The organism is Streptomyces halobius (assembly GCF_023277745.1).
Lineage (GTDB): Bacteria > Actinomycetota > Actinomycetes > Streptomycetales > Streptomycetaceae > Streptomyces > Streptomyces halobius.
The window spans coordinates 1,726,963-1,750,937 of record NZ_CP086322.1; the positions used below are offsets into that span (position 1 = coordinate 1,726,963).

Sequence of the window (23,975 nt, forward strand, 5' to 3'; positions counted from 1 at the left end):
CAGCAGTGAGGGAGCAGCAGCCGCGATGAACCGTGTCATCGACCACGCCGTCCAGGTCCGTCTCGTCGCGACCACGCCAGGCCCGCGCGCGGTGCCCGCGGTGCTGCACTACCAGCCGGCCGACCCGCTGGCGGTGCGGATGTCCTTCCCGCCGGAGATCTCGCTGGACGGGGAGGCCGTGGCGTGGATGTTCGCCCGTGAGCTGCTCACCGAGGGGCTGCGGATGCCGGCCGGAAGCGGCGATGTGCGGGTGCGCCCGTCCGGCCCGGACCGCATGGTGATGGAGTTCCACGCGGACGAGGGCATCGCCATGGTCCAGCTGAGGACCTCGGACGTCCGGCAGTTCCTGGAGCGCTCGTACGCGGCGGTGCCGACCGGGTGCGAGACGGCGCACCTCGACGTCGAGCGCGGCCTCGCGGAGCTGTTCGGCGCGGCGTGACGGCGGCCCGCCGGCCCCGGCTGCTGCCGGCGCGGCTCAAGGGCCTGTCCGGCGGCGGACAGGCCCTTCGTCATATCGGCTCGGCGTACGCGGAATGACGGCTGGGCGTACGCGGAACAACGGGTCGGCGTACCGGGGTCGGCGGGACCCGGAGGACCCGGATCGGCGTACCCGGAATCTCGCCTCGGCGTACCCGGATCGGCCGTGGCCGGCCCGGCCGGCTCGTCGGAACCGGCCCGGCGCACCCGGCACGCTCAGCGCTTCGGGAAGCCGAATCCGTACCCCTGCTGCTTCATCCACGGCAGCAGCCGGTCCAGCGACTCGACGGTCCTCGCCCGGTTGCCGCCGCCGTCGTGGAACAGGACCGTCGAGCCGTTCGGCAGTTCCCCGCGGACCCTCTGCTCGATCGTCTCGACACTGCCGCTCTCGAAGTCCTTGCTGTCGACGTTCCAGCCCAGCGGCCGCATGCCGTGGTCGGCGGCGACCTGCCGGCTGTAGGGCGTGAAGGCGCCGCCCGGGGCGCGGTAGTACTCCGCCTTCGCGCCGCCCGCCGCGTCCTCGATCATCTTCTGGGCGTCGAGGATCTGCTGCGACTGGTAGCTCTCCGACTTGTGGTCCATACCGGTGTCATGGCTGATGGAGTGGTCACAGAGCCTGTGCCCCGCGGCCACCACCTTCTTGACGAGGTCGGGGTGCGCCTTCGCCTGCGGTCCGATCATGCAGAACACCGCCTTGACGTCGTGTTTCTTGAGGACGTCCAGCACCTTCGGGGTCCAGACCGGGTCCGGGCCGTCGTCGATGGTGATGTTCAGGCTGCGGCCCGGACGGTCCGAGGCATGCACGATGGACGGGTCGACCTTGGTGATCGCGGGCGCCGGCTCGGGCTTCTGGCCGGCGGAGTCCGCGCTCCCGGCCTGGGCCTCGGAACTGCCGCCGGGCTGTGCGAACGCCAGCGCGCCCGCGACCGCGAGCGACACCACTGCCGCCGCGGTGACTCCGATGATCCCGCTCTCGATGCCGAAGCGCCGCCGTCCCATGTGAATCCCGTCCCTCGTGCCGAGCTCGTGTGCGTACCGATCGGCGGTGTGTGCTGTGCACGCTTGCCGCCTTGCACCACGACAGATGCACGGAAATCCGGGCAGGCTGCTCCTGTTACAGAGCCGTCAAGAAACCTACGGATACTGGACCCCATGCCACGAGTACTTCTGATCGAGGACGACGCCGCCGTACGGGACGGGGTGAGCCTCGCGCTACGGCGGCGCGGCCACGAAGTGGCGGCCGCGCCGAGCGGCGAGGAGGGGCTGGAGGTCCTGCCGGGCTTCCGCCCCGACATCGTCCTGCTGGACCTGATGCTTCCGGGCAAGGACGGCTTCGAGGTCTGCCGGCTGATCCGCGCCGAACGGCAGCTGCCGATCATCATGCTCACCGCCCGCGGCGACGACCTGGACGTGGTGCTCGGCCTGGAGGCCGGGGCCGACGACTACATCGTCAAGCCCGCCCGCGGGGAGGTGCTGGAGGCCCGGATCCGCGCGGTGCTGCGCCGTACCGCGCTGCCCGCCGACGGTGAGCCGGCCGTGTCGGAGCCGGGGCCCGCCCCCGTCGAGACCTATGGGGAGCTGGCCATCGACCGGGCCGGGCTGGTTGTCGCCAAGGGCGGCCAGGATCTGGCGCTGGCCCCGTCGGAGATGAAGCTGCTGCTGTTCCTGTCCGCCACCCCGGGGCAGGTCTTCAGCCGTCAGCAGCTGCTGGAGCATGTCTGGGAGCACAGCTACCACGGCGATGCCCGGCTGGTCGACGCGTGTGTCATGCGGCTGCGGACGAAGATAGAGGACACTCCGCGCAGCCCCCGTTATGTCCAGACCGTGCGTGGTTTCGGCTACCGCTTCGGGCCGCTGTGAGCCGCCTCGGCAGCCTGGTGCCGACCCTCCCCCACCTGCGACGGGGGACCCCGCAGCTGGCGCGGAGTCTGCGGGCCCGGCTCGTCGTGGCGTTTCTGCTGGTGGCGGCCGTCAGCGCGCTCACCACCGCCGGGCTGACCTACCGCGAGGCCCGTAACGCCATCCTCCAGCGCTCCCAGGACATCGCCGTCAACGACCTGCGCGGGCAGATCAATTCACTGGCGCCGGAGCTCCCGGTGCCGCCGGCCCAGGCGGATCTGGACTCCTTCCGGCTCCAGCTGGAACGCTCGGGCACATCCCGGGACTGGGACATCTGGGTCCACTACAAGGGCGTCCCGGACAGCGCCGAAGCCGGCCTGGAACGCAGTGTGGTGGTGCCGGCCGAGCTCAAGGAGTCGGTCGAGAAGCGTCATGTGCCGGCCTTCCAGCGGGTCGACCGGGGCGGCGAACCCTGGCTGCTGATCGGGATGCCGGTCCGGCAGTCCGACGGTGACTCCTCCGCGCTGTCCGTCTACGCGCAGCTGCCGCTCGGCGCCGAGGAGTCCAATGTCGAGGCGCTGGTGAGCGCCGCACAGCGGGGCGCGCTGCCGGTGCTCGTACTGGCGGTGATCCCGGCGCTGTTCGCCGCGCGCGGGGTGCTGCGGCCGGTACGGGGCCTGCGGCAGGCCGCCGGGCGGCTCGCCGAGGGCAAGCTGGACACCCGGCTGGAGGTGAAGGGCACCGACGAACTGGCCGATCTGTCCCGGACGTTCAACGACATGGCCGCGAAGCTGGAGGAGAGCGTGGCGGATCTGCGGCGGCTGGAGGCCAACTCCCGGCGGTTCGCCGCCGATGTCTCGCATGAGCTGCGCACACCGCTGGCGGCGATGTCGGCGGTCACCGACGTCCTCGACGAGGACGCCGACTCGCTCGACCCGGACACCGCCTCGGCGGTCCGGCTGATCAGCCAGGAGACCGGCAAGCTGGCCCGGATGGTCGAGGACCTGATGGAGGTCTCACGCTTTGACGCCGGTGCCGCGGCACTGCATGTGGACGAGGTGGACGTCGCGGAGACCATCCGTAAGACGCTGCAGGCCAGGGCCTGGCAGAAGCGGGTGGCGACGGATCTGCCGGCGCATGTGCGGGCCCGGCTGGACCCGCGGCGGCTGGATGTGGTGGTCGCCAACCTGGTGGGCAATGCCCTGCACCACGGCGGCGAGCCGGTGCGGGTGCGGCTGCACGCTCCGGCGCCGGACGCGGTCCGGCTGTTGATCGAGATTTCGGACAGCGGCCCCGGTATCGATCCCGAGGTGCTGCCGCATGTCTTCGACCGCTTCTACAAGGCGGACTCGGCCCGCGCCCGGTCGGAGGGCAGCGGGCTGGGCCTGGCCATCGCGCTGGAGAACGTCCGGCTGCACGGCGGCTCCCTGCGGGCCGCCAACTCCTCTGAGGGCGGGGCGGTGTTCACGGTGGATCTGCCGCTGCACCACTCCGGGAGGGGGGACGAGGCGACGGGCAGGGCGGGGGACGGGACGGCGGATGGCGCGGGGGACAGGGCGACAGAAGGGGCGGGAGGCGGGGCAACGGACGGGCCGCCGGACACGGCCGGCGACGACCAGGCCGACGAAGACCGGGCCGGCGAACCGTCCGCCGGCAGACCGGCCTCCGACGACGCCGCGGAACCGGCCGGCAGCCCGTCGGCGGACGTCCTGGGGCACACGGCCGCGGACGACGCCGGGCTCCTGGCCGGGAGCCCGGCAGCGCACACCACCGCGAACGACGGCCGGGACTCCGAACACCTCGGGACCGGGAAGGAGCACAAGGCATGAGTACGAAGAACGCCCTCCATGCCCCGACCTCCCCGCATGCCCTGACCTCCGCACGCACCCGGCGGACCGGACTCGCCGGCCTGCTGACCGGTGTGCTGGGCGCCGTCCTCACCGTCGCGCTGGCCGGTTGCGGTATCGCTCCCACCGATGTCATCGACGCCGGTGAGCCGGCCGCGGGCGTGAAGGCGCCGGGCGAGTCCCCGGCCGCCGATGTGCAGCTGTTCTTCTACGGGCCGTCCGGGCTGCGCTCCGCGACCCGCCCCGCGAAGGCGCCGGTCGACCCGGAGGACGCGATCCAGCTGCTGTTGGAGGGACCGAACCACGCCGAGCGGATGCGTGGGCTCTCCAGCGTCCTGCCGAAGTTCCCCGGCCGGCTGACCACGGCGACGGGCCAGGGCACGGTGGTGATCACGCTGCCGATGAACGCGAAGTTCCTGGACTCGGCCTCGCTGAACCAGCTGGTGTGCACCGCGGCCAACGCCAAGGTCCCCGGGGACCGGCCACCGGGCGAGGTCACCGTGACACTGGTCGGCGCGGATGTCCGTATGGGCCCGATGGTCTGCGGCGGCAACAACGCCTTCCCGGTGGTCGAACCGAGCCCGACCGGCACGACGGACGGAGGGTCGGACGGCGCGCCGGAGGAGAAGCCCGGTCCGGCCGTCGGCGCCCCCGGGACGACGGGCGGCTCGTCCGGCTGAGCCACCCGTCGGGGCGTTAGCCTGAAAAGGCGGCCACCCGCGTGCCGCGAAGCGAACCGGACAGCCACGAGAACCGGACGGCCACTGGACCTCGGGAGACTCACGCGATGACCGAGCGCAAACCCCCTGGTGTCAGCTTCGAGAGCTGGGTCGACAAGCAGATCCGTGAGGCGACGGAGCGCGGTGACTTCGACCGGCTGTCCGGCGCCGGAAAGCCCCTTCCGCATCTCGACCAGCCCTATGACGAGATGTGGTGGATCAAGGACAAGATGAGCCGGGAGCACCTCTCGTGTCTGCCGCCGACACTCGCCCTGCGCAAGGAGGCCGAGGAGGCTCTGGAGGCGGCGTCCAACGCCCCCAGCGAAGCCGCGCTGCGCCGCATCCTGACCGCGGTCAACGAACGGATCGACGCGGCGTTGCGCACCGAGCTCGACGGTCCGCCGCTGAACCTCACCCCGTTCGACATCGACGAGGTGGCCCGTAACTGGCGGGCGCGGCACGGGAGCTGACCCCGGCGAGCCGACGAGCCGGGCAGGCGGGTCACGGCCCCAGCCGCACCCGCAGGAACCGCGGCCGGTAGAGGTCGACATTGCTGTTGAGCCGTGCGTCGGCCGGGACGCCGGGCGGCCCGAGCCAGTTGATGTCGTAGCTGAGCAGCAGTTCGCCGGAAGCGGTGAATTCGGGGTGCGCCTGCGGGTTGTAGGCGGCGACGTACTGCGGTTCGGCGTCGGGCGGGCGGGGCGGCACGATGCGGCCGTTCGGGCCGTGCCAGGGGCCTTCGGGCGAGCAGGACCAGTAGCTGGTGATCGCGGTCAACCCTTCGGTGCCCGCTCCCCCGGTGTCCATGGTGAGCAGCACCCAGGTTCCCCCACGCTCGGCTCCTCCCCCGGTCTCGACTTCTCCCCCACGCTCGGCTTCGCTCGCGCGGGGGGACCCCCATGCGCGGGAGGTGCCCCCATCGTCCCTGAGTACGACGGTGAAGGCGCTGCCGACGCCGCGCCGGCCGCCGTCGGACAGCACCGGCCGGGCGCGGTCGGCCTGCCGCTGCCAGTGTGCGCCGTCCCAGAACCGCCAGTCGGCGCGGTGCGCGAGGCGCCCGGCCGGGACCCGTGCAAGGTAGGCGCTGGAGGCCGGTGCGTCCGGCGGGTCGTCGCCGCCGAAGACATAGGTCCAGTCGCCGTGCCGGACCATCGCGGCGCCGTAGAGGACGCGGCGGGCCGGGTCCGTCACGGACGTCTGGTCGACGGTCTCGGTGATGTTCTCCAGGCGGAGGTCGGGGAGGGAGAGGGTGGCGACCTCGGTGCTGCGCGGGACGCCGAAGACCCAGGGGCCGGTCCCCGGAGCGCGGTTCCACAGGAGGACGCGGACGACCTTCTCGCGCGCCCCGGGCGTACGGGGCTCGACGGTGGCCCGGACCGGCCAGCGCCAGCCGCCGTCCACGTCGGGGAAGAAGGGTCCGGGGGCGGCCGGGCTGCCGCCGGTGAGGGTGCGCTCCAGGCGTCCCGAAGGAGACATCACCACGGCGGTGTTGTGCCGCAGGAGGGGCGTGCCCCCGTTGTCGGCGGTGCGCCAGCGGTAGGGCTGGCCCTGCGGGTTGGGCGGTGGCTGTACCCGGTCGAGGAAGGTGTCGGAGAAGAGCCAGAGCGTACGGCCGTCGGGGAGGCGCACCGAGTGGGTGCCGTCGCCGCCGGTCCAGTCGTCCACTCTGGTGTTGTCGTTCCCGTAACGGGCGAATTCTCCGGTGAAGGGGGCGTCGGCCGACCAGGAGGCGATCGTGCGTCCGGGGCAGGCCGCGGCGGGGGCCGGGGTGCGGCCCGGCAGCTCCCAGGACACCAGGGTGGCGGCCGTGAGCAGGGCCAGGAGCAGAGCGGCGACGGTCGTGGTGCGGGGGCTTCGGCGCCTGGACATTCCGCTCCTCGGTGGGGGGCCGCGCCCACGGTAGCGAACCGGCGGGAGGGCCGGCTGCCCGCCGGACGGTGTTCCGTAGGGATCGCAGCGGCGCCCCGCCACTTACCGGCGGGTAGCATTCCGCCGCCGCGGCCCGCCCCCTACCACCCCAATACGGACAAACGCGAGGTCAACGAGTGCAAGGTCACAGCTGGAGCCCCTGCTCCGGCTAACGGTCGTTCGCCTAGCCTGCTTGCCATGACCGCCGAGTCCTCCGAACTCCCCCTGGCCGCCGCATTCCCGGACGCGGACCGAGAACAGTGGCAGCGCCTCGTCGAAGGCGTGCTGCGCAAATCGGGCGTCACGGATGCCGCGGGCGCCGCCGCCGAGGACGCGCTCGCGACCGAGCTCCAGGACGGGATCCGCATCCGCCCGCTCTACACCGCCGACGACCATACGGCCGCCACCGGTCATCCCGGCTTCCCGCCGTTCGTACGCGCCGGCCGCCCCGAGGGCACGGCCGTCTCCGGCTGGGACGTACGCCAGCGCCATGCGCTCACCGACCCGCGGCTCGCCAACGAGGCGGTCCTCGCCGACCTGGAGAACGGCGTCACCTCGCTCTGGCTGACCGTCGGGGACGGCGGGGTGCCGGTGGCCGAGCTGCCGCGGACACTGCAGGGCGTCTATCTGGACCTGGCCACCGTGGCCCTCGACGCGGGCGCCGATTTCGTCCCGGCAGCCGAGGAGTTGCTGCGGCTGCACACCGCGTCCGGTGTGCCGCTGAGCGAGGCGACCGGCACGCTGGGGGCCGACCCGCTCGGGCTGCTGGCCCGTACCGGAGACGACAGCAAACTGCGCGTCCAGCTGGAGGCGGCCGCCCGGCTGGCCGGCCGCGCCGCCGCCGAGTCTCCCGGGCTGCGCGCCCTGGCCGTGGACGCGCTCCCGTACCACGAGGCGGGCGGCTCCACCGCCGAGGAGCTGGGCGCTTCGCTGGCCACCGGCGTCGCGTATCTGCGGGAGCTGACCGCGGCCGGACTGGACATCGACACCGCCTGCCGGCAGCTGGAGTTCCGCTACGCCGCCACCGCCGACCAGTTCCTGACCATCGCCAAGCTCCGCGCGGCCCGCCGGCTGTGGGCCCGGGTCACCGAGGTGTGCGGGGCCGCGCCCAGCGTGTCCGCACAGCGCCAGCACGCGGTCACCTCCACGGTGATGATGACCCGTCGGGACCCGTGGGTGAACATGCTGCGCACCACGGTCGCCGGGCTGTCCGCGGGCGTCGGCGGCGCGGACGCGGTGACGGTGCTGCCGTTCGACGCCGCGCTGGGCCTGCCCGACGCGTTCGCCCGCCGGATCGCCCGTAACACCCAGTCCGTGCTGCTGGAGGAGTCGCATCTGTCGAAGGTGATCGACCCGGCGGGCGGCTCCTGGTACGTGGAGCGCCTCACCGATGAACTGGCCCATGCGGCCTGGGGGTTCTTCCGGGAGATCGAGTCGGCGGGTGGCCAGGCCGCCGCACTGCGCTCCGGAATGCTCCGCGAGCGGCTGACACGCACCTGGCAGCGGCGGTCCGAGGACCTCGCCCACCGCCGCGAACCGATCACCGGCGTCAGCGAGTTCCCGCATCTGGCGGAGCCGCCCGTACACCGCGAGCCGGCCCCCGCCCCGGTGGGTGGAGGGCTGCCCCGGGTGCGCCGGGACGACGCGTACGAGAATCTCCGCGCCCGTTCCGACGCGCATCTGGCGGCCAACGGGGAGCGCCCGAAGGCGTTTCTCGCCACACTGGGTCCCGCCGCCGTGCACACCGCGCGGGCGACGTTCGCGGCCAACCTCCTCCAAGCGGGCGGCATCGAGACCGTCCAGGAGACCGTGGACGCGGAGTCGGCGGCCGAGGCGTTCACCCGCAGCGGCGCGGGCATCGCCTGTCTGTGTTCGAGTGACGCACTGTACGGGGAACAGGCGGCGGCCGTGGCGGCCGCGCTGAAGTCCGCCGGCGCGCTGCGGGTGTACCTGGCGGGCAAGCCGGGCGAGCGCCGCGAGGAATTCGTGACGGCCGGTGTGGACACGTTCGTCCACGCGGGCTGCGACGCGGTCGAGGTGCTGTCCTCGGCCCTGGACCTCATGGAGGTGGCGTGATGGCGGACATCCCCGACTTCAGCACGATCGAGCTGGTGGCCTCAGGGGGCACTGCCACGGCGGACGGCACCGGGGACGCCGGGCGGCAGTGGACCGACGCCGTACAGCAGGCCACCGGCAAGGGCGTCGAGGACCTGACCTGGGAGACGCCGGAGGGCATCGACGTCAAACCTCTCTACACCGGGGCGGACCTCGCGGACGTCGACTTCCTGGGCACCTACCCGGGCATCACGCCCTATCTGCGCGGACCGTACCCCACCATGTACGTCAACCAGCCCTGGACGATCCGGCAGTACGCCGGTTTCTCCACCGCCGAGGAGTCCAATGCCTTCTACCGGCGCAATCTCGCGGCCGGCCAGAAGGGCCTCTCGGTCGCCTTCGACCTGCCCACCCACCGCGGCTACGACAGCGACCACCCCCGCGTCACCGGCGATGTCGGCATGGCGGGCGTCGCCATCGACTCGATCTACGACATGCGGCAGCTCTTCGAGGGCATCCCGCTGGACAGGATGACCGTGTCGATGACGATGAACGGCGCGGTGCTGCCCGTTCTCGCCCTCTACATCGTGGCGGCCGAGGAACAGGGCGTACCGCCCGAGAAGCTGGCCGGGACCATCCAGAACGACATCCTCAAGGAGTTCATGGTCCGCAACACCTACATCTATCCGCCGCAGCCCTCGATGCGGATCATCTCCGACATCTTCGCGTACACCTCGCAGAAGATGCCGCGCTACAACTCCATCTCGATCTCCGGGTACCACATCCAGGAGGCGGGCGCCACGGCCGACTTGGAGCTGGCGTACACCCTCGCCGACGGGGTGGAGTATCTGCGTGCGGGCATGGCGGCCGGCATGGACGTGGACGCGTTCGCCCCCCGCCTGTCCTTCTTCTGGGCGATCGGCATGAACTTCTTCATGGAGATCGCCAAGCTGCGCGCGGCCCGTCTGCTCTGGGCGCGTCTCGTGCGGCGCTTCGAGCCGAAGAACCCCAAGTCCCTCTCCCTGCGCACCCATTCGCAGACCTCCGGCTGGTCGCTGACCGCACAGGACGTCTTCAACAACGTCACCCGTACCTGCGTCGAGGCCATGGCGGCGACCCAGGGCCACACCCAGTCCCTGCACACCAACGCCCTCGACGAGGCGCTCGCCCTGCCCACCGACTTCTCCGCCCGTATCGCCCGTAACACCCAGCTCTTCCTGCAGCAGGAGTCGGGCACCTGCCGGGTCATCGACCCCTGGGGCGGCAGCGCGTACGTGGAGAAGCTCACCCACGATCTGGCGCGGCGGGCCTGGCAGCACATCGAGGAGGTCGAGGCGGCCGGCGGCATGGCGAAGGCCATCGACGCGGGCATCCCGAAGCTCCGCGTCGAGGAGGCCGCGGCCCGCACCCAGGCGCGGATCGACTCGGGACGGCAGGCGCTGATCGGCGTCAACAAGTACCGGGTGGAGACCGATGAGGAGATCGAGGTCCTCAAGGTCGACAACTCCGCGGTTCGTGCCCAGCAGATCGAGAAGCTCAAGCGACTGCGCGCCGAACGCGACGAGAACGCCTGCCAGGACGCGCTCCGGGCACTCACCGCGGCCGCGAAGGACGGCCCCGGCACGGGGCTTGAGGGCAACCTGCTCGCCCTGGCCGTGAACGCGGCCCGCGCGATGGCGACCGTCGGGGAGATCTCGGACGCCCTGGAATCGGTCTACGGACGCCACTCCGGCCAGATCCGTACCATCTCCGGTGTGTACCGAGACGAAGCGGGCCCCTCCTCCGGGGTCGAGCGCACCCGCGACCTGGTGGCCGATTTCGAGCGCGCCGAGGGCCGCCGGCCACGCATCCTGGTGGCCAAGATGGGCCAGGACGGCCATGACCGCGGCCAGAAGGTGATCGCCACCGCCTTCGCCGACCTGGGCTTCGACGTCGATGTCGGCCCGCTGTTCCAGACCCCGGCGGAGGTCGCCCGGCAGGCCGTCGAGGCCGACGTCCACATCGTCGGGGTCTCGTCCCTGGCAGCCGGGCACCTCACCCTCGTGCCCGCGTTGAAGGAGGCGCTGGCCGCCGAGGACCGCGAGGACATCACGATCGTGGTGGGCGGCGTGATCCCCCCTCAGGACGTGCGGCCGCTGCGCGACATGGGCGCCGCCGCGGTCTTCCTGCCCGGCACGGTCATCCCCGATGCCGCGCACGGCCTGGTGCGGGAACTGGCGTCGGCCCTCGGTCACGAGCTCTGAGCGGGGGGTCATGCCTGCGACGATCGATGTCGAACGGTATGCGGAGGGCGTCCGTGCCGGCTCCCGGGCCTGGATCGCCCGCGCCGTCACCCTGGTCGAGTCCACCCGCCCGGACCACCGGGCGGCGGCCCAACGACTGCTCGTCCGGCTGCTGCCGCACTCCGGCGCGGCCCGCCGGGTGGGCATCAGCGGGGTGCCGGGCGTCGGCAAGTCGACGTTCATCGACGCACTGGGCACGCTGCTGACAGGGCTGGGGCACCGGGTGGCGGTGCTCGCCGTCGACCCGTCCTCCAGCCGGACCGGCGGCTCCATCCTGGGCGACAAGACCCGGATGGAGCGGCTGGCGACCGACCCGTCGGCGTTCGTCCGCCCCTCCCCCACCTCCGGGACGTTGGGCGGAGTGGCACGCGCCACCCGCGAGTCCATCGTCGTCATGGAGGCCGCGGGTTACGACGTCATCCTCGTCGAGACGGTCGGCGTCGGGCAGTCCGAGACCGCAGTGGCCAACATGGTGGACACCTTCCTCCTGCTGACGCTGGCCCGCACCGGCGACCAGTTGCAGGGCATCAAGAAGGGTGTCCTGGAGCTGGCCGACCTGGTGTCCGTCAACAAGGCGGACGGCCCGCACGAGAGGGACGCCCGCGCGGCCGCCCGCGAACTGTCGGGCGCGCTACGGCTGTTGCAGCCCGCGGACGCTGTCTGGACACCCCCGGTGCTCACCTGCAGCGCCCGCGAGGGCACCGGTCTGAAGGGGGTCTGGGAACGGATCGAGCAGCACCGCACCCTGCTCGACTCCACCGGCGCCCTGGCCGAGCGCCGCCGTGCACAACAGGTCGACTGGACCTGGGCGATGGTCCGCGAGCAGCTGATCGACCGCCTCCGGGAACATCCGGAGGTACGCCGGCTGGGCCCGGGGATCGAACGCGAGGTGCGCGAGGGACAGATCACCGCATCCCTGGCCGCCGAACGCCTGCTGGCGGCGTTCGGCCTGCCGGACGGGGCGTGGGGCCGGGCCGGACACTGAGGAGGCGTCAGGCGGTTGAAGCAAGGAGGCATACGGAGGCTTCAAGCCAAGGAGGCGACACACGGAGGGCACCAGGGCCCGACCGCGGGCAACGCGGCCCGCTTGTTTGCGGACCCCGTCCATCGTTTCCCGTGTGCATGTCCATCGTCTCCCGTGTGCATCCGTTTCCCGTGTGCATCGGGGTAGGTGACGTGCCTGCCGGGATAGGGGGTAGTGGGCGCCCCTGTTGGGGCGGTAGAACGGGCGGATGACCACTGAGAAGAGTGAGCCGACGGCCGGGCCGTTCCCCGTGGCCAGGGCCGCGCCCGGCGCCGGACGGGCGCCGACCGTCGAGGAGATGGTGCGCGCCAACGAGGCCAACTGGGATGCCCGCACCCCCGTCCACGTCGCCAGCGAGTTCTACGGTCTGGATGGTTCGCGCAGCGCCGAGGACTGGTTCGCGCCCTTCGAATGGGCGGATCTCGGCGATCTGACGGGGCGGGAAGTGCTGCATCTCCAGTGTCATCTGGGCACGGAGACGGCCGCGTTCGCCGAGCGGGGCGCCGCGCACACTGTGGGGCTGGACATCTCGGCGGCGGCGGTCGCGGAGGCGCGTCGGCTCGCGGACGAGGGCGGGCGGGACGTGGAGTTCGTACGGGCGGACGTCCACCGGGCCGTGGAGGCGCTCGGCGGCCGTCGGTTCGATGTGATCTACACGGGCAAGGGCGCGCTCTGTTATCTGCCGGATCTGACCGCCTGGGCGGGGATCGTCAGTGCGCTGCTGCGGCCGGGCGGGACGTGCTATCTGGTGGAGTTCCATCCGCTGCTGGACGCCCTGGGGCCGAAGCCGAGCCCAAATCGACAGCAACTCCTGCTGGAATATGACTATTTGGGGGGCCGCGGGCCCATCAGGAGCGATACGCCGGATACGTACACCGATGGTCCGCCGGTGCAGGGCGCGACGGTCAGTTATGAGTGGCGGCACGGCGTCGGCGAGGTGATCTCGGCCCTGGTCGGTGCGGGGCTGGCCGTCCAACTGGTACGGGAGACCGAGCTGTTGCCCTGGAAGCGGTTCGACTCCATGGTGCCGGCCGACAACGGCTGGTGGCGGCTGCCGGAGTCGGAGCCGATCATTCCGCTGCTGTACGCGGTGCGGGCGGTGAAAGGGGGGAAGGGCTGAGGGAGGAGCAGGGAGGGGCGCCATAGCGGCTGAGGCCCGGGTGGCTGCACCCGGGCCTCCGGCGGTGATGGCGGCCGCCCCCGCTGCCGTTCGCCGACGGCGAGGGCCGTCGCGCTACCCGTTCGGGTGAACGACCATCGCGGATCCGCCACCCCGGCGTTTCGGTTCGGCGACCGCCTGTGTGCGGCCGTCGGCCAGAAACTCCAGTGCGGCGGCGGCGCCGATCTCCGGTGACGGGGTGAAGGCCTTCGGGGCCTCGACGAAGTGCTGTCCGAGCCGTTCCAGCGCGGTCCGCTCAGGGGATTGGAGGAAGGCCGGCTCGGCATCGGTGTCCGCCCGGTTGCGTTGCGAGATCCGGGGTGCGGCAACCGCTTCGGGCAGTGTCATGCCCAGGTCGACGCGGTTGACCAGGGTCTGCAGCACGGTCGTGATGATCGTGGCGCCGCCCGGTGAGCCGAGCGCGAGCAGCGGCCGGCCGTCCTGCAGGACGATCGTCGGGGACATGCTGCTGCGCGGTCGCTTGCCGGGGCCGGGCAGGTTCGGGCCGGGCACGTCCTCGGAGAGCGGAGTGAAGTCGAAGTCGGTCAGCTCGTTGTTGAGCAGGAAGCCGCGTCCGGGGACGGTGATCGCGGAGCCGCCGGTCTGTTCGATGGTGAGGGTGTAGGACACCACGTTGCCCCAGCGGTCGGAGGTCACCAGGTGCGTGGTCGAGGGGCCCTCGTACCGTTCCTTGGTGCCGGTGCCCTGTGCGCAGCCGTCGCCGGGGCGGCGCGGGTCCGCGGGGGCGACCGGGCTGGTGAGGGTAGTGGTGGGGCTGATGAGGCAGGCGCGGTCCTTGGCGAACTTCTTGGCGAGCAGCTGTTCGGTGGGCACGTCGGAGAACGCCGGGTCGCCCACCCACCGGTTGCGGTCGGCGAACGCGATCCGGCCGGCTTCGAGGTAGTGGTGGAGCGCCTGGACCTTGTCGGCCGCGGAGAGGTGGAAGTTCTCCAGGATGTTGAGCGCTTCGCCGACGGTGGTGCCACCGGAGGAGGACGGCGCCATGGAGTACACATCGAGGCCGCGGTAGGTGGTGTGGGTCGGTTGCTGGCGCAGCGTGGTGTATTTCGCGAGGTCGCCGGCCGTCATCAGGCCGGGGCGGATCTTGGCGTCGGAGCCCGGTGTCACGGGCGGGTGCTGGACGGCGCGGACGACATCACGCCCGATCTCGCCCCGGTAGAGCGCGTTCATTCCCTCGCGGGCGAGTTGCCGGTATGTACGGGCGAGGTCGGGGTTGCGGAAGCGGGAACCCACGACGGGGAGTTCGCCGTTGGGCAGGAACAGCTTGGCGGTGGAGGAGATGTTCCGGAAGCGTTTCTCGTTCAGCGCGGTCTGGGCGCGGAATTCGTCGTTGACGACGAAGCCGTGCTGGGCGAGCCGGGTGGCGGGCCGCAGGGCCTTGGCCGGGGACATGGTTCCCCAGTCGTGCAGCGCCTTCCGCCAGGTTGCCGGGGTTCCCGGAACACCTACGGAGAGACCCGAGTTGACGGCTTCGGGGAACGGTATGGGCTTGCCCGTCGAGGGGTCGGTGAAGGAGTCCGGTTTCATTCGGGCGGGGGCGGTTTCCCGGCCGTCGATGGTGCTGATTTTGCCGGTGCGGGCGTGGTAGTAGGTGAAGTAGCCGCCGCCCCCGATGCCTGCCGAGTAGGGTTCGACGACGCCCAGAGCCGCGGCGGTGGCGACCGCGGCGTCGACGGCGTTGCCGCCGTGGCGCAGCACTTCGATGCCGGCCCGGGTGGCGTAGACGTTGACACTGGAGACGGCGCCACCGCTGCCGGTGGCGACGGATTCCTTGGCGGGGGGCTTGAGTCCGGATGCCGGCGCGGCCGACATCGCACGGGTCGGGGTGCCGGCGCCCGGCTGGGCGGCCGCGGAGAGGAGCAGAGGGAGGGTGATCACCGCGACGGAGGCGGCGACCACGGTGCGGCGGACGTGCATGGAGCCTCCGAGTAACTAGGTATCTCCCGGCTTCTCTTGGGAGCCGAGGATGCTGAAAACCCTGACAGGACGTCATGGGCGCGGCAACTGCCCATGGCATGAATTGCGCTACTTCTGAGGTTCCCGCCCGGTAACGTCCGGGGGTGGGCTTCGCCGTCCGGGAGAGCCGGTTCACCTGCGCCGGTACACGGAACGCAGCAGCTGGTGCTTGTCCGGTCCGCCGACCCGCCACTCCAGTCGCCATTCGTCGTCGCTGACCACGGTGAACGTCCCCTCGTACCGGTCCTCGGCGCAGGGGTGGACGGCGGTCCAGTGGCCGGTCCGCAGGTCGAGGTCGTGGAAGGGGCGGCCGTCGTCGAAGGTGACTTCGGCGGTGCCGTCCGGCCGGGGCCGCAGCCGGAGCGTCCGGCGCGCCGGATGCACCGTGCCGCCCCAGGTCAGTTCGCCCTCCTCGATGTGCAGCAGTCCCGTTCCCGTGGTGTCGGGCCGGAAGTCCGCGGTGCCGTGGAAGCGGCCCGAGGTGCCGGCCCGCAGGTCGTGCACGGCGCGATCGACGTGCCAGACGCCGACCAGGTATGCCGCGGTGTCGGGGACGGGGTGCGGGGCGGGGCGGGAGGCGGGCTCGGTGGGCATGCCTCTATTCTCCCGTTCCGGCCGGGCGCGCCACTCCGTACTGCCACCTGGCGGGTGCCGCCTCCGCCCGCCCGGGTGCCGCCTCCGCCCGGCCCCTCGTATGGTGCGGACCTGCCGTACCCCGCTTACTGTCGGTGCAGAGATCGTTACCGAGGTCCGCGCGGCTGGCGCGGCGGCCTCGTACGCGTTTGGCCGACCGGAGGCGTCACCATGCCGGAGCTGTTCATCGGTGGTCAGTGGACCGCAGCGGCCGGCGGGCAGGTGCGGGAGATCCGCTGTCCGGCGGACGGCACGCTGGTGGCGACGGTCGACGAGGGCGGGCCGAAGGATGTGGCGGCGGCGGTCGCGGCCGCCCGTACGGCGTTCGACGACGGTCCCTGGCCCCGGACACCGGCGGCGGAGCGTGGCCGGCTGGTGCTGCGGGTCGCCGAGCTGCTGGAGCGGGACCGGGACATGCTGGCCAAGGCCGAGTCGCTGGACACGGGGAAGCGGCTGGTCGAGAGCGCGTACGACATGGACGACATCGCGAACTGCTTTCGGTATTTCGGCAATCTGGGTGCGGTCGGCGGCACCGACCGGGTCGTGGACACCGGCAGCCCGGAGACGGACAGTTCGGTGCGGTATGAGCCGGTCGGTGTCTGCGCGCTGATCACCCCGTGGAACTATCCCCTGCTGCAGACCGCATGGAAGGTCGCGCCCGCCCTCGTCGCCGGGAACACCTTCGTCCTCAAGCCCAGCGAACTGACCCCGCACACCGCCATCCATCTGATGCGGCTGCTGGCCGAGGCCCGGCTGCCGGACGGCGCCGCCAATCTGGTGCTGGGCACCGGGCCGCTCGTGGGCGCGCCGCTCACCGAGGACCCCCGGGTGGACATGGTGTCGTTCACCGGCGGGCTGGCCACCGGCCGGCGCATCATGGCCGCGGCCGCGCCCACCGTGAAGAAGGTCGCCCTCGAACTGGGCGGCAAGAACCCGAACATCGTCTTCGCGGACGCCGATTTCGACACCGCCGTCGACTACGCCCTGTTGGCGGTCTTCCTGCACTCCGGGCAGGTCTGCTCGGCGGGCGCCCGGCTGCTCGTGCAGAACGAGCTGCATGACGCGTTCGTCGACGAGCTGGTCGCCCGTGCCCGGCGGATCCGGCTCGGCGGGCCGTTCGACGAGCAGGCCCGTACCGGCCCGCTGATCTCGGCCGCGCACCGGGCGAAGGTGGCGGCGTATGTGGCGGCCGGGCTGGAGGAGGGTGCCGTGCTGCGCTGCGGCGGCTCGGCGCCCGACGATCCGGCGCTGGCGAACGGCTTCTACTACCTGCCGACGGTGCTCGACGAATGCACTCCGGACATGTCCGTCGTCCGCGACGAGTCGTTCGGCCCGGTGCTGACGGTCGAGCGGTTCCGGGACGAGAACGAGGCGGTGTCGCTGGCCAATGACACCGAGTACGGCCTGGCGGGGGCGGTGTGGACGCAGGACGGTGCGCGGGCGCACCGGGCCGCCGCCCGGTTGCGTGCGGGAACGGTGTGGATCAATGACTTCCACCCGTATGTGCCGCAGGCGGAATGGGGCGGGATGAAGCAGTCCGGCATCGGGCGGGAGCTGGGGCCCGCGGGGCTGACCGAGTACCAGGAGGCGAAGCACATCTGGCGTCATACGGCGCCGCGCCCGCAGCGATGGTTTGAGTGACGCGTCCCGATGCCGGGTCCGGTTCCGGCTCGGGTTCCGACGGCGGCTCCGGCTCCGGTCCCGGTCCCCCCGTGCCTCCCGACCCCGTACGCCCCCGTTCCGACACCCACGTCCCGCACGACGACCACGCGCTCGCCGAACTCGGCTACAAGCCGGAACTCAAGCGCACCCTGGGCACCTTCCACACCTTCGCCGCCGGGATCAGCTATATCTCCATCCTGACCGGCACCTTCCAGCTGTTCTACTTCGGCGTGAGCCACGGCGGTCCGGGCTACTGGTGGTCCTGGCCGATGGTCTTCGCCGGCCAGCTGATGGTGGCGCTGTGCTTCTGCGAGCTGGCCGCCCGCTACCCGGTGGCCGGGTCGATCTACAACTGGGCGAAGCAGCTCGGCGGACCGCACATCGGCTGGCTCGGCGGCTGGATGATGCTGACCGCCACCATGGTCTCGCTGTCCGCGGTGGCCCTCGCCTATCAGGTGACGCTGCCGCAGATCTCGTCGTGGTTCCAGTTCGTCGGCGACGGCACCGGCCGGTACGACGCCGCGGCCAACGCCGTCCTCCTCGGCACCGTCCTCGTCACCTTCACCACCCTGATCAACGCCTTCGGCGTCAAGCTGATGGCGCGTATCAATTCCGCGGGCGTGGCGATCGAGCTGTTCGCGGCCCTCGTGCTGATCGTGCTGCTCGCGGCGCATACCACCCGCGGCCCGGCCGCGGTGACCGAGACCTATGGTCTGGGCCGTGGCGAGGACCTCGGCTACCTGGGCGCGTTCCTGACCGCGTCGCTGGCGTCGGCGTATGTCATGTACGGCTTTGACACGGCCTCGTCGCTCGGTGAGGAGTCCAAGGACCCCGGCCGCAACGCTCCGCGCGCGATTCTCCGGGCGCTGGTCGCGTCGTTCGTCATCGGTGGTCTGATTCTGCTCTTCGCGCTGCTGGCGGTGCCCGATCTGCACGCCAGGGAGCTGTCCGTGGACGGTCTGCAGTATGTGGTCCTGTCCACTCTCGGGTCGGCCGTCGGGCAGATCGTGCTCTGGTGCGTGGTCATCGCGATCACCGTGTGCGAGCTGGCGGTGCACACCGCCGGCATCCGTCTGGCGTTCGCGATGGCCCGGGACAACAACCTTCCCGCCGCCTCGCTGCTGGCCAAGGTCAGCCCGCGCTTCCAGACGCCGGTGCTGCCCGCGGTCGTCATCGGCCTGGTGGCGGTCGGCATCCTCCTCGTCAACGTCAACCAGCCACAGATCTTCTCCGTGATCACCAGTATCGCGATCATCATGATCTATCTGGCGTATCTGCTGGTCACGGTGCCGATGCTGGTCCAGCGGCTGCGCGGCGACTGGACCCCGGTCAGGGGACGTTTCTCCCTCGGGAAGTTCGGACTCCCGGTGAACGTCCTCGCCGTCGTCTGGGGTACCGCCATGTCCCTCAATCTCGCCTGGCCACGCGCGGCGGTATACAACGCGACCGGCCCCCAGCACTGGTATCTGCGCTGGGGTGCCTTCCTGTTCATCGGCGTCGTGGCGGTCGGCGGCTTCGCCTACTACTGGTTCGTCCAGCGCAAGCGCACCGGCGTCCTGGCCGGGCACGCGGCCCTCCCGGATCCCAGCGCCCCCGAACAGCCCTGACCTGGAGACGGCACGATGACCGAGAAAGCCACGCGGACGCGCCCGGAGCGACCAGCACTCCCACTGATGAGTTCGGTTACGTGGTGGTCGGCGGCGGTACCGCCGGAGCGGTGGTGGCCGCCCGGCTGTCCGAGGACGCGGCCGTCACCGTCTGCCCGCTGGAGGCCGGCCCCTCCGACGTCGACGATCCCGCCATCCTCCGCCTCGACCGGTGGATGGCCCCGCTCGCATCCGGCTACGACTGGGACCACCCGGTCGAACCGCAGGAGAACGGCAACAGCTTTATGCGGCACGCCCGCACCCGAGTGCTGGGCGGCTGCTTGTCGCACAACTCCTGTATCGCCTTCTGGGCACCGGCGGAGGATCTCGACGAGTGGGCCGCGACGGGCTGCACGGGCTGGAGCGCGGCCGACTGCTTCCCGCTGTTCCAGCGCCTGGAGACGAACGACGCCCCCGGCAGCCGTCACGGCCGCAACGGCCCGGTGACGCTGCGCACCATCGGCATCGAGACGCTGGTCGACTCTCCGGGGGTCGGCTCCCACCTCCAGGACCACCCCCGAGAGCGTCATCATGTGGGAGGCCGCGCAGCCGATGGTTTCCGCACGTCGACCCAGTGGTGGGAGATCGGCGTCTTCGCCGACACCGAGCCCGGCCTGGACCGCCCCGACCTGATGTTCCCCTACGGGTCGGTGCCCTTCGACATGAACACCTACCGCCGTGGCTACCCACGTCCGATAACGCCTTCTGCCTCCCCCGAACGTCACCCGCGCCCGGCCCCCGGCCCCGACGCCGAACTCCTCGACCGGGGCTATCCGGCACGGACGTCACGCCAGCCGGTCGCCCCGGCGCGAACCCCCGGCCCACGGTTCGCTCCGCGCCCTCCATGCGCTCCCGCGTGCCTCCTGCAAGCGTCTATTCAGCCAATCGTTCCGCCCGCACTCTGGACGCTGTCGATGAGCCGATGAGCTCGGCTCGCGCCTGGGGACAGGCGTCACCAGCTCGCGTTCCCGAGGAGGAACACCATGGCAAAGACCGGCCTGCGGAGAATCGTGGTACCGCTCTTCACGGCCCCGCTGATGACGGGGTTCCTGATCGGCCCCGGAGCGGCCCCGGCCGGGGCCGAGACCGCGGCCGAGACCGCGGCCTGTACCGGCACCCAGCACCTGCACTTCCAGCCCGGCCTGAAACTCCAGACCGGACTGCCGAACGACCCGCTCCCGAAGGTCCACGTCTCCACCACCGGCGGCGCGTACTCCTGCACCACGCCGGCTGTCGAGTCGATGTCGGTCACGACCATCAGCGTCGACGTCTTCGCTTCGTGTGTCACCAGCCGTGACCCCAAGGGGACGATCGGGCTGAAGTGGCCGGCGGTCAACAAGACGAGCACCATCAAGGTCACCTCGTTCGCGATCGAGAACGGCCCCTCCTCGGGCAGCAAGGTCATCGTCATCGGAGGAACGGTTCAGTCCGGCCGCTTCCAGAACCAGTCGATGACCATCCAGGTCACCGCGCTGGCTTCGGACACCACCAAATGCGCCTCCACACAGGGCCTGGAAGATCTCACCGGCGAAGCCAAGGCCACCTTCACGTGAGGCGGGTGCGTCTCCGTCCGGGTCCGGCCGCGCCGTGCGGGCAGCGCTGAGCCGGTCCGCGGAAACGGACTCCCCTGGCCGGGGCGGCACGGTGACGCCGTCCCGGCCGCCCGCCTCCGGGTCACGGGCTCAGGTCGCCTCCCGCACGGGGCGTCGGCGCCGGCGCCGGGCTCAGGAACCCCCGCGGCGGCAGTACGTCCGCTCCTCGGCGAAGGGGTCGGGGTCGTAGTGGTCGTTCGTGCTCCACCACGCCTCGGGGACCTCCTGGGAGCAGTCCCGGCCCATGACGATGTTGTCCCAGAACTCCTTATGTCCCGCGCCTTGGGGAACATTCCGGCAAGGCCCACGATCGCGATCGGATCGCGGGCAAGGCGGCGGTCTACGGCATCGGTCTGCACCAGCGCGCACCCCGCTCAGACAGCGACGAGCGGAAAAGAACAGCCGACGCCCTCGCCATCTCGACGGAAATATGGGGGTGTTCGGTTGCTCCCCCGCATGCTGAGCGCATCCGCACCGCTCGCGGTGGGCACCACGGCGAGTCGTCAACGGCACTGGATGGCCGCCGTCGGGTCGCGCAACAGCGTGAATAACACCCCACTATGAAATGACGTCACCTAAGTCTGGGACCGAACGAGGGAACTTCCGCACGCCGATCCGGACACACGTCTATCCCGCCCCCCGCCGCCGCCCGGGAACGCGGCTAGGGTCACGCTCACAGCAGCAAGTGAAGAACGTGGCCGGGAGGCGCGGTGGACGGTACCGATGTCGTGGAGACGCCGGATTCCGCACTGGCCCGCGAAACAGCCGCTCTCCTGAGGGCCAGCGCGCCGGAAGTGCTGGTGAACCACTGCCAGCGGTCTTTCCAGTTCGGGTGGACGCTGGGTGAACGACGCGGGTGGCGGCCCGACAGAGAGCTGCTCTATCTCGGGGCAGTGCTGCACGATCTGGGGCTGACGGAGCGGTTCGACGGCCCGCGCGCCTTCGAGCTGGAGGGTGCCGCCGCGGCGGAGGCGTTCCTGCGGGAACGGGGCTGCTCGGCGGAGCGGGCCGGTGTGGTCAAGGACGCCGTCGCGCTGCACCTGGACGTGGAGGCCGCCCAGGCAGACCCCCGTCCCGAGGTACGGCTGGTGTCGATGGGGTCCGGCCTGGACACCCATGGAGCGCGGGCCGGCGAACTCCCCCCGGGCTTCCTGGACACCGTCGTACGCGCCTGGCCACGCCTGGGCTTCCGGGACTGGCTGCGCCGGCAGTCCCATGCGCAGGCGGAACGCAAGCCGGACTCGAAGGTCGCCTGGTGGGTGGAGACCGGCCGCATGGGCGAGAACATCGGCAACCCGCCGTTTCCGGAGTAGGAGCTCCGGAGGGCGCGGGAGGGACATGCCCGATGACCGGCACTCACCAGTGGGTAAAGTCGCCGGTCATGACGGATGACTGGCGGAAGGACCGGATCGGCAGCGCGCTTAGGGGCGAGAACCCTGCGGTGCTGCGGAGGCTGGAGGCAGGGTTCGCGGTGATCGGGGACGTCCAGTTCCTCCCGGGGTACGCGGTGCTTCTGGTGGACGATCCCGCCGTGCGGCGGCTGTCGGAGCTTCCGAAGAACAAGCGGGCGGCCTTCCTGTCCGACATGGACAGGCTGGGCGAGGCCGTCGAACGCGCCTGCAAGCGGCTGGACCCGGCCTTCCGGCGGGTCAATCTGGAGATTCTCGGGAACGCCGACGCGTTTCTGCACGCGCATGTCTGGCCACGGTTCGCGTGGGAGCCGCCCGATCTCGTCCGCCTGCCGGTGTGGCTCTATCCGCACGAACGGTGGAGCGACGAGCAGTATGCGCTCGGCCCTCAACACAACGCCCTGCGGGAGGCGATCGGCGCGGAACTGGACCGGCTGGCGCCCTGACCTCCCGGCCCGCCGCACCGTGCCGGTCCCCGTCGACCGGGTCCTCCTTGTCGCCCCGCCCTCTCCGGCCGTGCTGGAACAGCACCCGGAAGTCGCGGAGTCCACCCCGCCGCCCGTGACCACCCTGCGACTCTCCGCTGCCGCCGGGTACACCCGGCTCCGGGGCCGCGCCGACGGGTGAGCCGGGGAGAGGCGGACGCCGGCGCCACTGCACTCCCCCGCCCGAGGTCGACGCATCCGCGCGGAGGCGACTGTGCCCATGCCCATGGGGCCGCAGTCCACACGTGGCCTGGCCCGTCTACGCCTTGCGGAGTCGTTCGATGATGCCGTCGATATCGTCGCGGGCCCGTTGCGCGCGGACGAAGTGTCCGCCCTCGTCCTCGTACGCCTCGTACCGGATGCCGGCGTTGTCGAGGGCGCCGCGGAACTCCCGCTGCCCGGCGAGCACCTCGGGCTCGTTGAACAGGCTGAACGGGTCGTCCAGGCGGGGACTGTTACCGGCGACCAGGAAGATCCGCTTGTCCCGGTAGCGTTCGATGTTCTGCATCGGGTTGTCGGCGGTGACCCTGGCCTCGTCCCACGGCACGCCGTAGACCATGCCGCCGCCCAACTCCATGGCCGCGGAGGAGACGTTGGCCCAGTGGACGACCGCGCCGAGGTCGCGGCGCAGACTGGCCGGGCCGGAGTGGGCGCTCACCGAGGCGAAGCGGTCGGGGTACTTGGCCGCGTACTTCAGCGCGCCGAAGCCGCCCATCGAGAACCCCGCGACGGCGCGGCCGGCGTACTCGGCGTAGGTCCGGAAGTTGGCCTCGATCCACGGGATCAGCTGCTCCATGTGGAAGGTCTCCCAGTTGCGGGGGCCGGTGTGGGAGCTGACCGGGTTGGAGTACCAGCCCGCGGGTCCGCCGTCGGGCATCACGACGATGATGGGCTTGCCGGCGGTATAGGCGCGGATGCCTCCCTCGTCCCGTTTGGTGTCCCAGGACATGAAGTCCTCGGCGCCGCCGTGGAGCAGATAGAGGACGGGGTAGGTGCGTCCGCTGGTGTGGTAGCCGTCGGGAAGCAGGACGTTGACGGCGGGCCCGGGGTTCCAGCCGATGGCGTCGGTTGCGAACCGGTAGTAGCACATGCGGGTGTCGCTCTCGTCGTGGTCCACGATGCGCAGCCCGGAACCGTCGCCGGCCGCACCGGCCGGGGACGCGGTGGCAAGGGTGCCGACGCCGCCGAGCGCCATCGCCGCGGAGATTCCGCCGACGGCTTTGAAGACGCTCCTGCGGGTGGGGCGGTGCTCGCTCAACAT

The 23,975-nt window shown here is 71.3% G+C and carries 20 protein-coding genes and 1 pseudogene; 15 read left to right on the plus strand and 6 right to left on the minus strand.

What is annotated here, in order from left to right; all coding sequences use genetic code 11:
* Positions 1 to 25: 25 nt before the first annotated feature.
* Positions 26 to 439, plus strand: a complete 414-nt coding sequence (locus K9S39_RS08240; protein ID WP_248862668.1) for a spore wall synthesis regulator SsgD — start codon at positions 26 to 28, stop codon at positions 437 to 439.
* 254 nt (positions 440 to 693) lie between these two features.
* Here K9S39_RS08240 and K9S39_RS08245 read toward each other — a convergent pair whose 3' ends face one another.
* Positions 694 to 1,476: a polysaccharide deacetylase family protein gene (locus tag K9S39_RS08245; protein ID WP_248862669.1), complete on the minus strand. Its 783-nt coding sequence runs from the start codon at positions 1,474 to 1,476 to the stop codon at positions 694 to 696.
* Between the two features lie 153 nt (positions 1,477 to 1,629).
* On the opposite strand from K9S39_RS08245, the gene K9S39_RS08250 reads away from it, so the two are divergent.
* The 4 genes from K9S39_RS08250 (at position 1,630) to K9S39_RS08265 (ending at position 5,352) form a co-directional block, all read left to right on the plus strand.
* Positions 1,630 to 2,337, plus strand: coding sequence for a response regulator transcription factor (locus K9S39_RS08250; RefSeq protein ID WP_248862670.1), 708 nt, complete (start codon positions 1,630 to 1,632; stop codon positions 2,335 to 2,337).
* Entirely contained in the window at positions 2,334 to 4,145 is a 1,812-nt protein-coding gene (locus K9S39_RS08255; RefSeq protein WP_406707889.1) for an ATP-binding protein, read from the plus strand. Before K9S39_RS08250 ends, K9S39_RS08255 begins: the two co-directional genes overlap by 4 nt.
* Positions 4,142 to 4,843, plus strand: a complete 702-nt coding sequence (locus K9S39_RS08260; RefSeq protein WP_248862671.1) for a hypothetical protein — start codon at positions 4,142 to 4,144, stop codon at positions 4,841 to 4,843. Before K9S39_RS08255 ends, K9S39_RS08260 begins: the two co-directional genes overlap by 4 nt.
* A gap of 107 nt (positions 4,844 to 4,950) precedes the next feature.
* Positions 4,951 to 5,352 (plus strand): DnaJ family domain-containing protein, encoded by a 402-nt coding sequence (locus K9S39_RS08265; RefSeq protein ID WP_248862672.1) that lies wholly within the window; start codon positions 4,951 to 4,953, stop codon positions 5,350 to 5,352.
* Between the two features lie 31 nt (positions 5,353 to 5,383).
* On the opposite strand, the gene K9S39_RS08270 is transcribed toward K9S39_RS08265, so the two are convergent.
* Positions 5,384 to 6,751, minus strand: coding sequence for a DUF4185 domain-containing protein (locus tag K9S39_RS08270; protein WP_248862673.1), 1,368 nt, complete (start codon positions 6,749 to 6,751; stop codon positions 5,384 to 5,386).
* 237 nt (positions 6,752 to 6,988) lie between these two features.
* Between K9S39_RS08270 and K9S39_RS08275 the strand changes: the two genes are divergently transcribed.
* From K9S39_RS08275 to K9S39_RS08290, 4 genes are all read left to right on the plus strand, one after another.
* On the plus strand, positions 6,989 to 8,866 hold the full coding sequence (locus K9S39_RS08275; RefSeq protein WP_248862674.1) for a methylmalonyl-CoA mutase subunit beta: 1,878 nt from the start codon (positions 6,989 to 6,991) through the stop codon (positions 8,864 to 8,866).
* A complete protein-coding gene (gene scpA / locus K9S39_RS08280; RefSeq protein WP_248862675.1) occupies positions 8,866 to 11,088 on the plus strand; it encodes a methylmalonyl-CoA mutase in 2,223 nt (740 codons plus the stop codon). Before K9S39_RS08275 ends, scpA begins: the two co-directional genes overlap by 1 nt.
* Before the next feature lie 10 nt (positions 11,089 to 11,098).
* Entirely contained in the window at positions 11,099 to 12,112 is a 1,014-nt protein-coding gene (meaB, locus tag K9S39_RS08285; protein ID WP_248862676.1) for a methylmalonyl Co-A mutase-associated GTPase MeaB, read from the plus strand.
* A 247-nt stretch (positions 12,113 to 12,359) separates the two neighbouring features.
* On the plus strand, positions 12,360 to 13,271 hold the full coding sequence (locus K9S39_RS08290; RefSeq protein WP_406707890.1) for a class I SAM-dependent methyltransferase: 912 nt from the start codon (positions 12,360 to 12,362) through the stop codon (positions 13,269 to 13,271).
* Positions 13,272 to 13,385: 114 nt separating this feature from the next.
* On the opposite strand, the gene ggt is transcribed toward K9S39_RS08290, so the two are convergent.
* A complete protein-coding gene (gene ggt, locus K9S39_RS08295) occupies positions 13,386 to 15,248 on the minus strand; it encodes a gamma-glutamyltransferase (protein WP_406707891.1) in 1,863 nt (620 codons plus the stop codon).
* A gap of 171 nt (positions 15,249 to 15,419) precedes the next feature.
* Positions 15,420 to 15,881 (minus strand): DUF6314 family protein, encoded by a 462-nt coding sequence (locus K9S39_RS08300; protein ID WP_248862677.1) that lies wholly within the window; start codon positions 15,879 to 15,881, stop codon positions 15,420 to 15,422.
* Between the two features lie 210 nt (positions 15,882 to 16,091).
* On the opposite strand from K9S39_RS08300, the gene K9S39_RS08305 reads away from it, so the two are divergent.
* The 4 genes and pseudogenes from K9S39_RS08305 to K9S39_RS08320 all read left to right on the plus strand — a co-directional run bounded on the left by K9S39_RS08305 (position 16,092) and on the right by K9S39_RS08320 (position 20,781).
* Positions 16,092 to 17,561, plus strand: a complete 1,470-nt coding sequence (locus K9S39_RS08305) for an aldehyde dehydrogenase family protein (RefSeq protein WP_248862678.1) — start codon at positions 16,092 to 16,094, stop codon at positions 17,559 to 17,561.
* Positions 17,562 to 17,632: 71 nt separating this feature from the next.
* A complete protein-coding gene (locus K9S39_RS08310) occupies positions 17,633 to 19,189 on the plus strand; it encodes an APC family permease (RefSeq protein WP_248862679.1) in 1,557 nt (518 codons plus the stop codon).
* Positions 19,190 to 19,269: 80 nt separating this feature from the next.
* Positions 19,270 to 20,044: pseudogene (locus tag K9S39_RS08315) on the plus strand (GMC family oxidoreductase N-terminal domain-containing protein); the annotation flags it as partial.
* A gap of 167 nt (positions 20,045 to 20,211) precedes the next feature.
* A complete protein-coding gene (locus K9S39_RS08320; protein WP_248862680.1) occupies positions 20,212 to 20,781 on the plus strand; it encodes a hypothetical protein in 570 nt (189 codons plus the stop codon).
* Between the two features lie 171 nt (positions 20,782 to 20,952).
* Here K9S39_RS08320 and K9S39_RS42865 read toward each other — a convergent pair whose 3' ends face one another.
* Complete coding sequence (locus tag K9S39_RS42865; RefSeq protein WP_248862681.1) at positions 20,953 to 21,066, minus strand: hypothetical protein; 114 nt, start codon at positions 21,064 to 21,066, stop codon at positions 20,953 to 20,955.
* 464 nt (positions 21,067 to 21,530) lie between these two features.
* Here K9S39_RS42865 and K9S39_RS08330 point away from each other — a divergent pair, with 464 nt between their 5' ends.
* The gene (locus K9S39_RS08330; protein ID WP_248862682.1) at positions 21,531 to 22,133 is read left to right on the plus strand and encodes an HD domain-containing protein; all 603 of its coding nucleotides are present in this window, start codon (positions 21,531 to 21,533) and stop codon (positions 22,131 to 22,133) included.
* Between the two features lie 68 nt (positions 22,134 to 22,201).
* Complete coding sequence (locus K9S39_RS08335) at positions 22,202 to 22,675, plus strand: HIT family protein (protein ID WP_248862683.1); 474 nt, start codon at positions 22,202 to 22,204, stop codon at positions 22,673 to 22,675.
* A 298-nt stretch (positions 22,676 to 22,973) separates the two neighbouring features.
* Here K9S39_RS08335 and K9S39_RS08340 read toward each other — a convergent pair whose 3' ends face one another.
* Positions 22,974 to 23,975: an alpha/beta hydrolase gene (locus K9S39_RS08340; protein WP_248862684.1), complete on the minus strand. Its 1,002-nt coding sequence runs from the start codon at positions 23,973 to 23,975 to the stop codon at positions 22,974 to 22,976.

Excerpts from the sequence above, each read along its gene's own strand:
- K9S39_RS08290 (WP_406707890.1), top strand. The coding sequence starts at position 12,360 with ATGACCACTGAGAAGAGTGAGCCGACGGCCGGGCCGTTCCCCGTGGCC.
- K9S39_RS08320 (WP_248862680.1), top strand. The coding sequence starts at position 20,212 with ATGGCAAAGACCGGCCTGCGGAGAATCGTGGTACCGCTCTTCACGGCC.
- K9S39_RS08265 (WP_248862672.1), top strand. The coding sequence starts at position 4,951 with ATGACCGAGCGCAAACCCCCTGGTGTCAGCTTCGAGAGCTGGGTCGAC.
- K9S39_RS08240 (WP_248862668.1), top strand. The coding sequence starts at position 26 with ATGAACCGTGTCATCGACCACGCCGTCCAGGTCCGTCTCGTCGCGACC.
- K9S39_RS08340 (WP_248862684.1), bottom strand. The coding sequence starts at position 23,975 with ATGTTGAGCGAGCACCGCCCCACCCGCAGGAGCGTCTTCAAAGCCGTC.
- K9S39_RS08245 (WP_248862669.1), bottom strand. The coding sequence starts at position 1,476 with ATGGGACGGCGGCGCTTCGGCATCGAGAGCGGGATCATCGGAGTCACC.
- meaB (WP_248862676.1), top strand. The coding sequence starts at position 11,099 with ATGCCTGCGACGATCGATGTCGAACGGTATGCGGAGGGCGTCCGTGCC.
- K9S39_RS08270 (WP_248862673.1), bottom strand. The coding sequence starts at position 6,751 with ATGTCCAGGCGCCGAAGCCCCCGCACCACGACCGTCGCCGCTCTGCTC.
- K9S39_RS08275 (WP_248862674.1), top strand. The coding sequence starts at position 6,989 with ATGACCGCCGAGTCCTCCGAACTCCCCCTGGCCGCCGCATTCCCGGAC.
- K9S39_RS08250 (WP_248862670.1), top strand. The coding sequence starts at position 1,630 with ATGCCACGAGTACTTCTGATCGAGGACGACGCCGCCGTACGGGACGGG.
- K9S39_RS08260 (WP_248862671.1), top strand. The coding sequence starts at position 4,142 with ATGAGTACGAAGAACGCCCTCCATGCCCCGACCTCCCCGCATGCCCTG.
- scpA (WP_248862675.1), top strand. The coding sequence starts at position 8,866 with ATGGCGGACATCCCCGACTTCAGCACGATCGAGCTGGTGGCCTCAGGG.
- K9S39_RS08335 (WP_248862683.1), top strand. The coding sequence starts at position 22,202 with ATGACGGATGACTGGCGGAAGGACCGGATCGGCAGCGCGCTTAGGGGC.
- K9S39_RS42865 (WP_248862681.1), bottom strand. The coding sequence starts at position 21,066 with ATGGGCCGGGACTGCTCCCAGGAGGTCCCCGAGGCGTGGTGGAGCACG.
- ggt (WP_406707891.1), bottom strand. The coding sequence starts at position 15,248 with ATGCACGTCCGCCGCACCGTGGTCGCCGCCTCCGTCGCGGTGATCACC.
- K9S39_RS08300 (WP_248862677.1), bottom strand. The coding sequence starts at position 15,881 with ATGCCCACCGAGCCCGCCTCCCGCCCCGCCCCGCACCCCGTCCCCGAC.
- K9S39_RS08305 (WP_248862678.1), top strand. The coding sequence starts at position 16,092 with ATGCCGGAGCTGTTCATCGGTGGTCAGTGGACCGCAGCGGCCGGCGGG.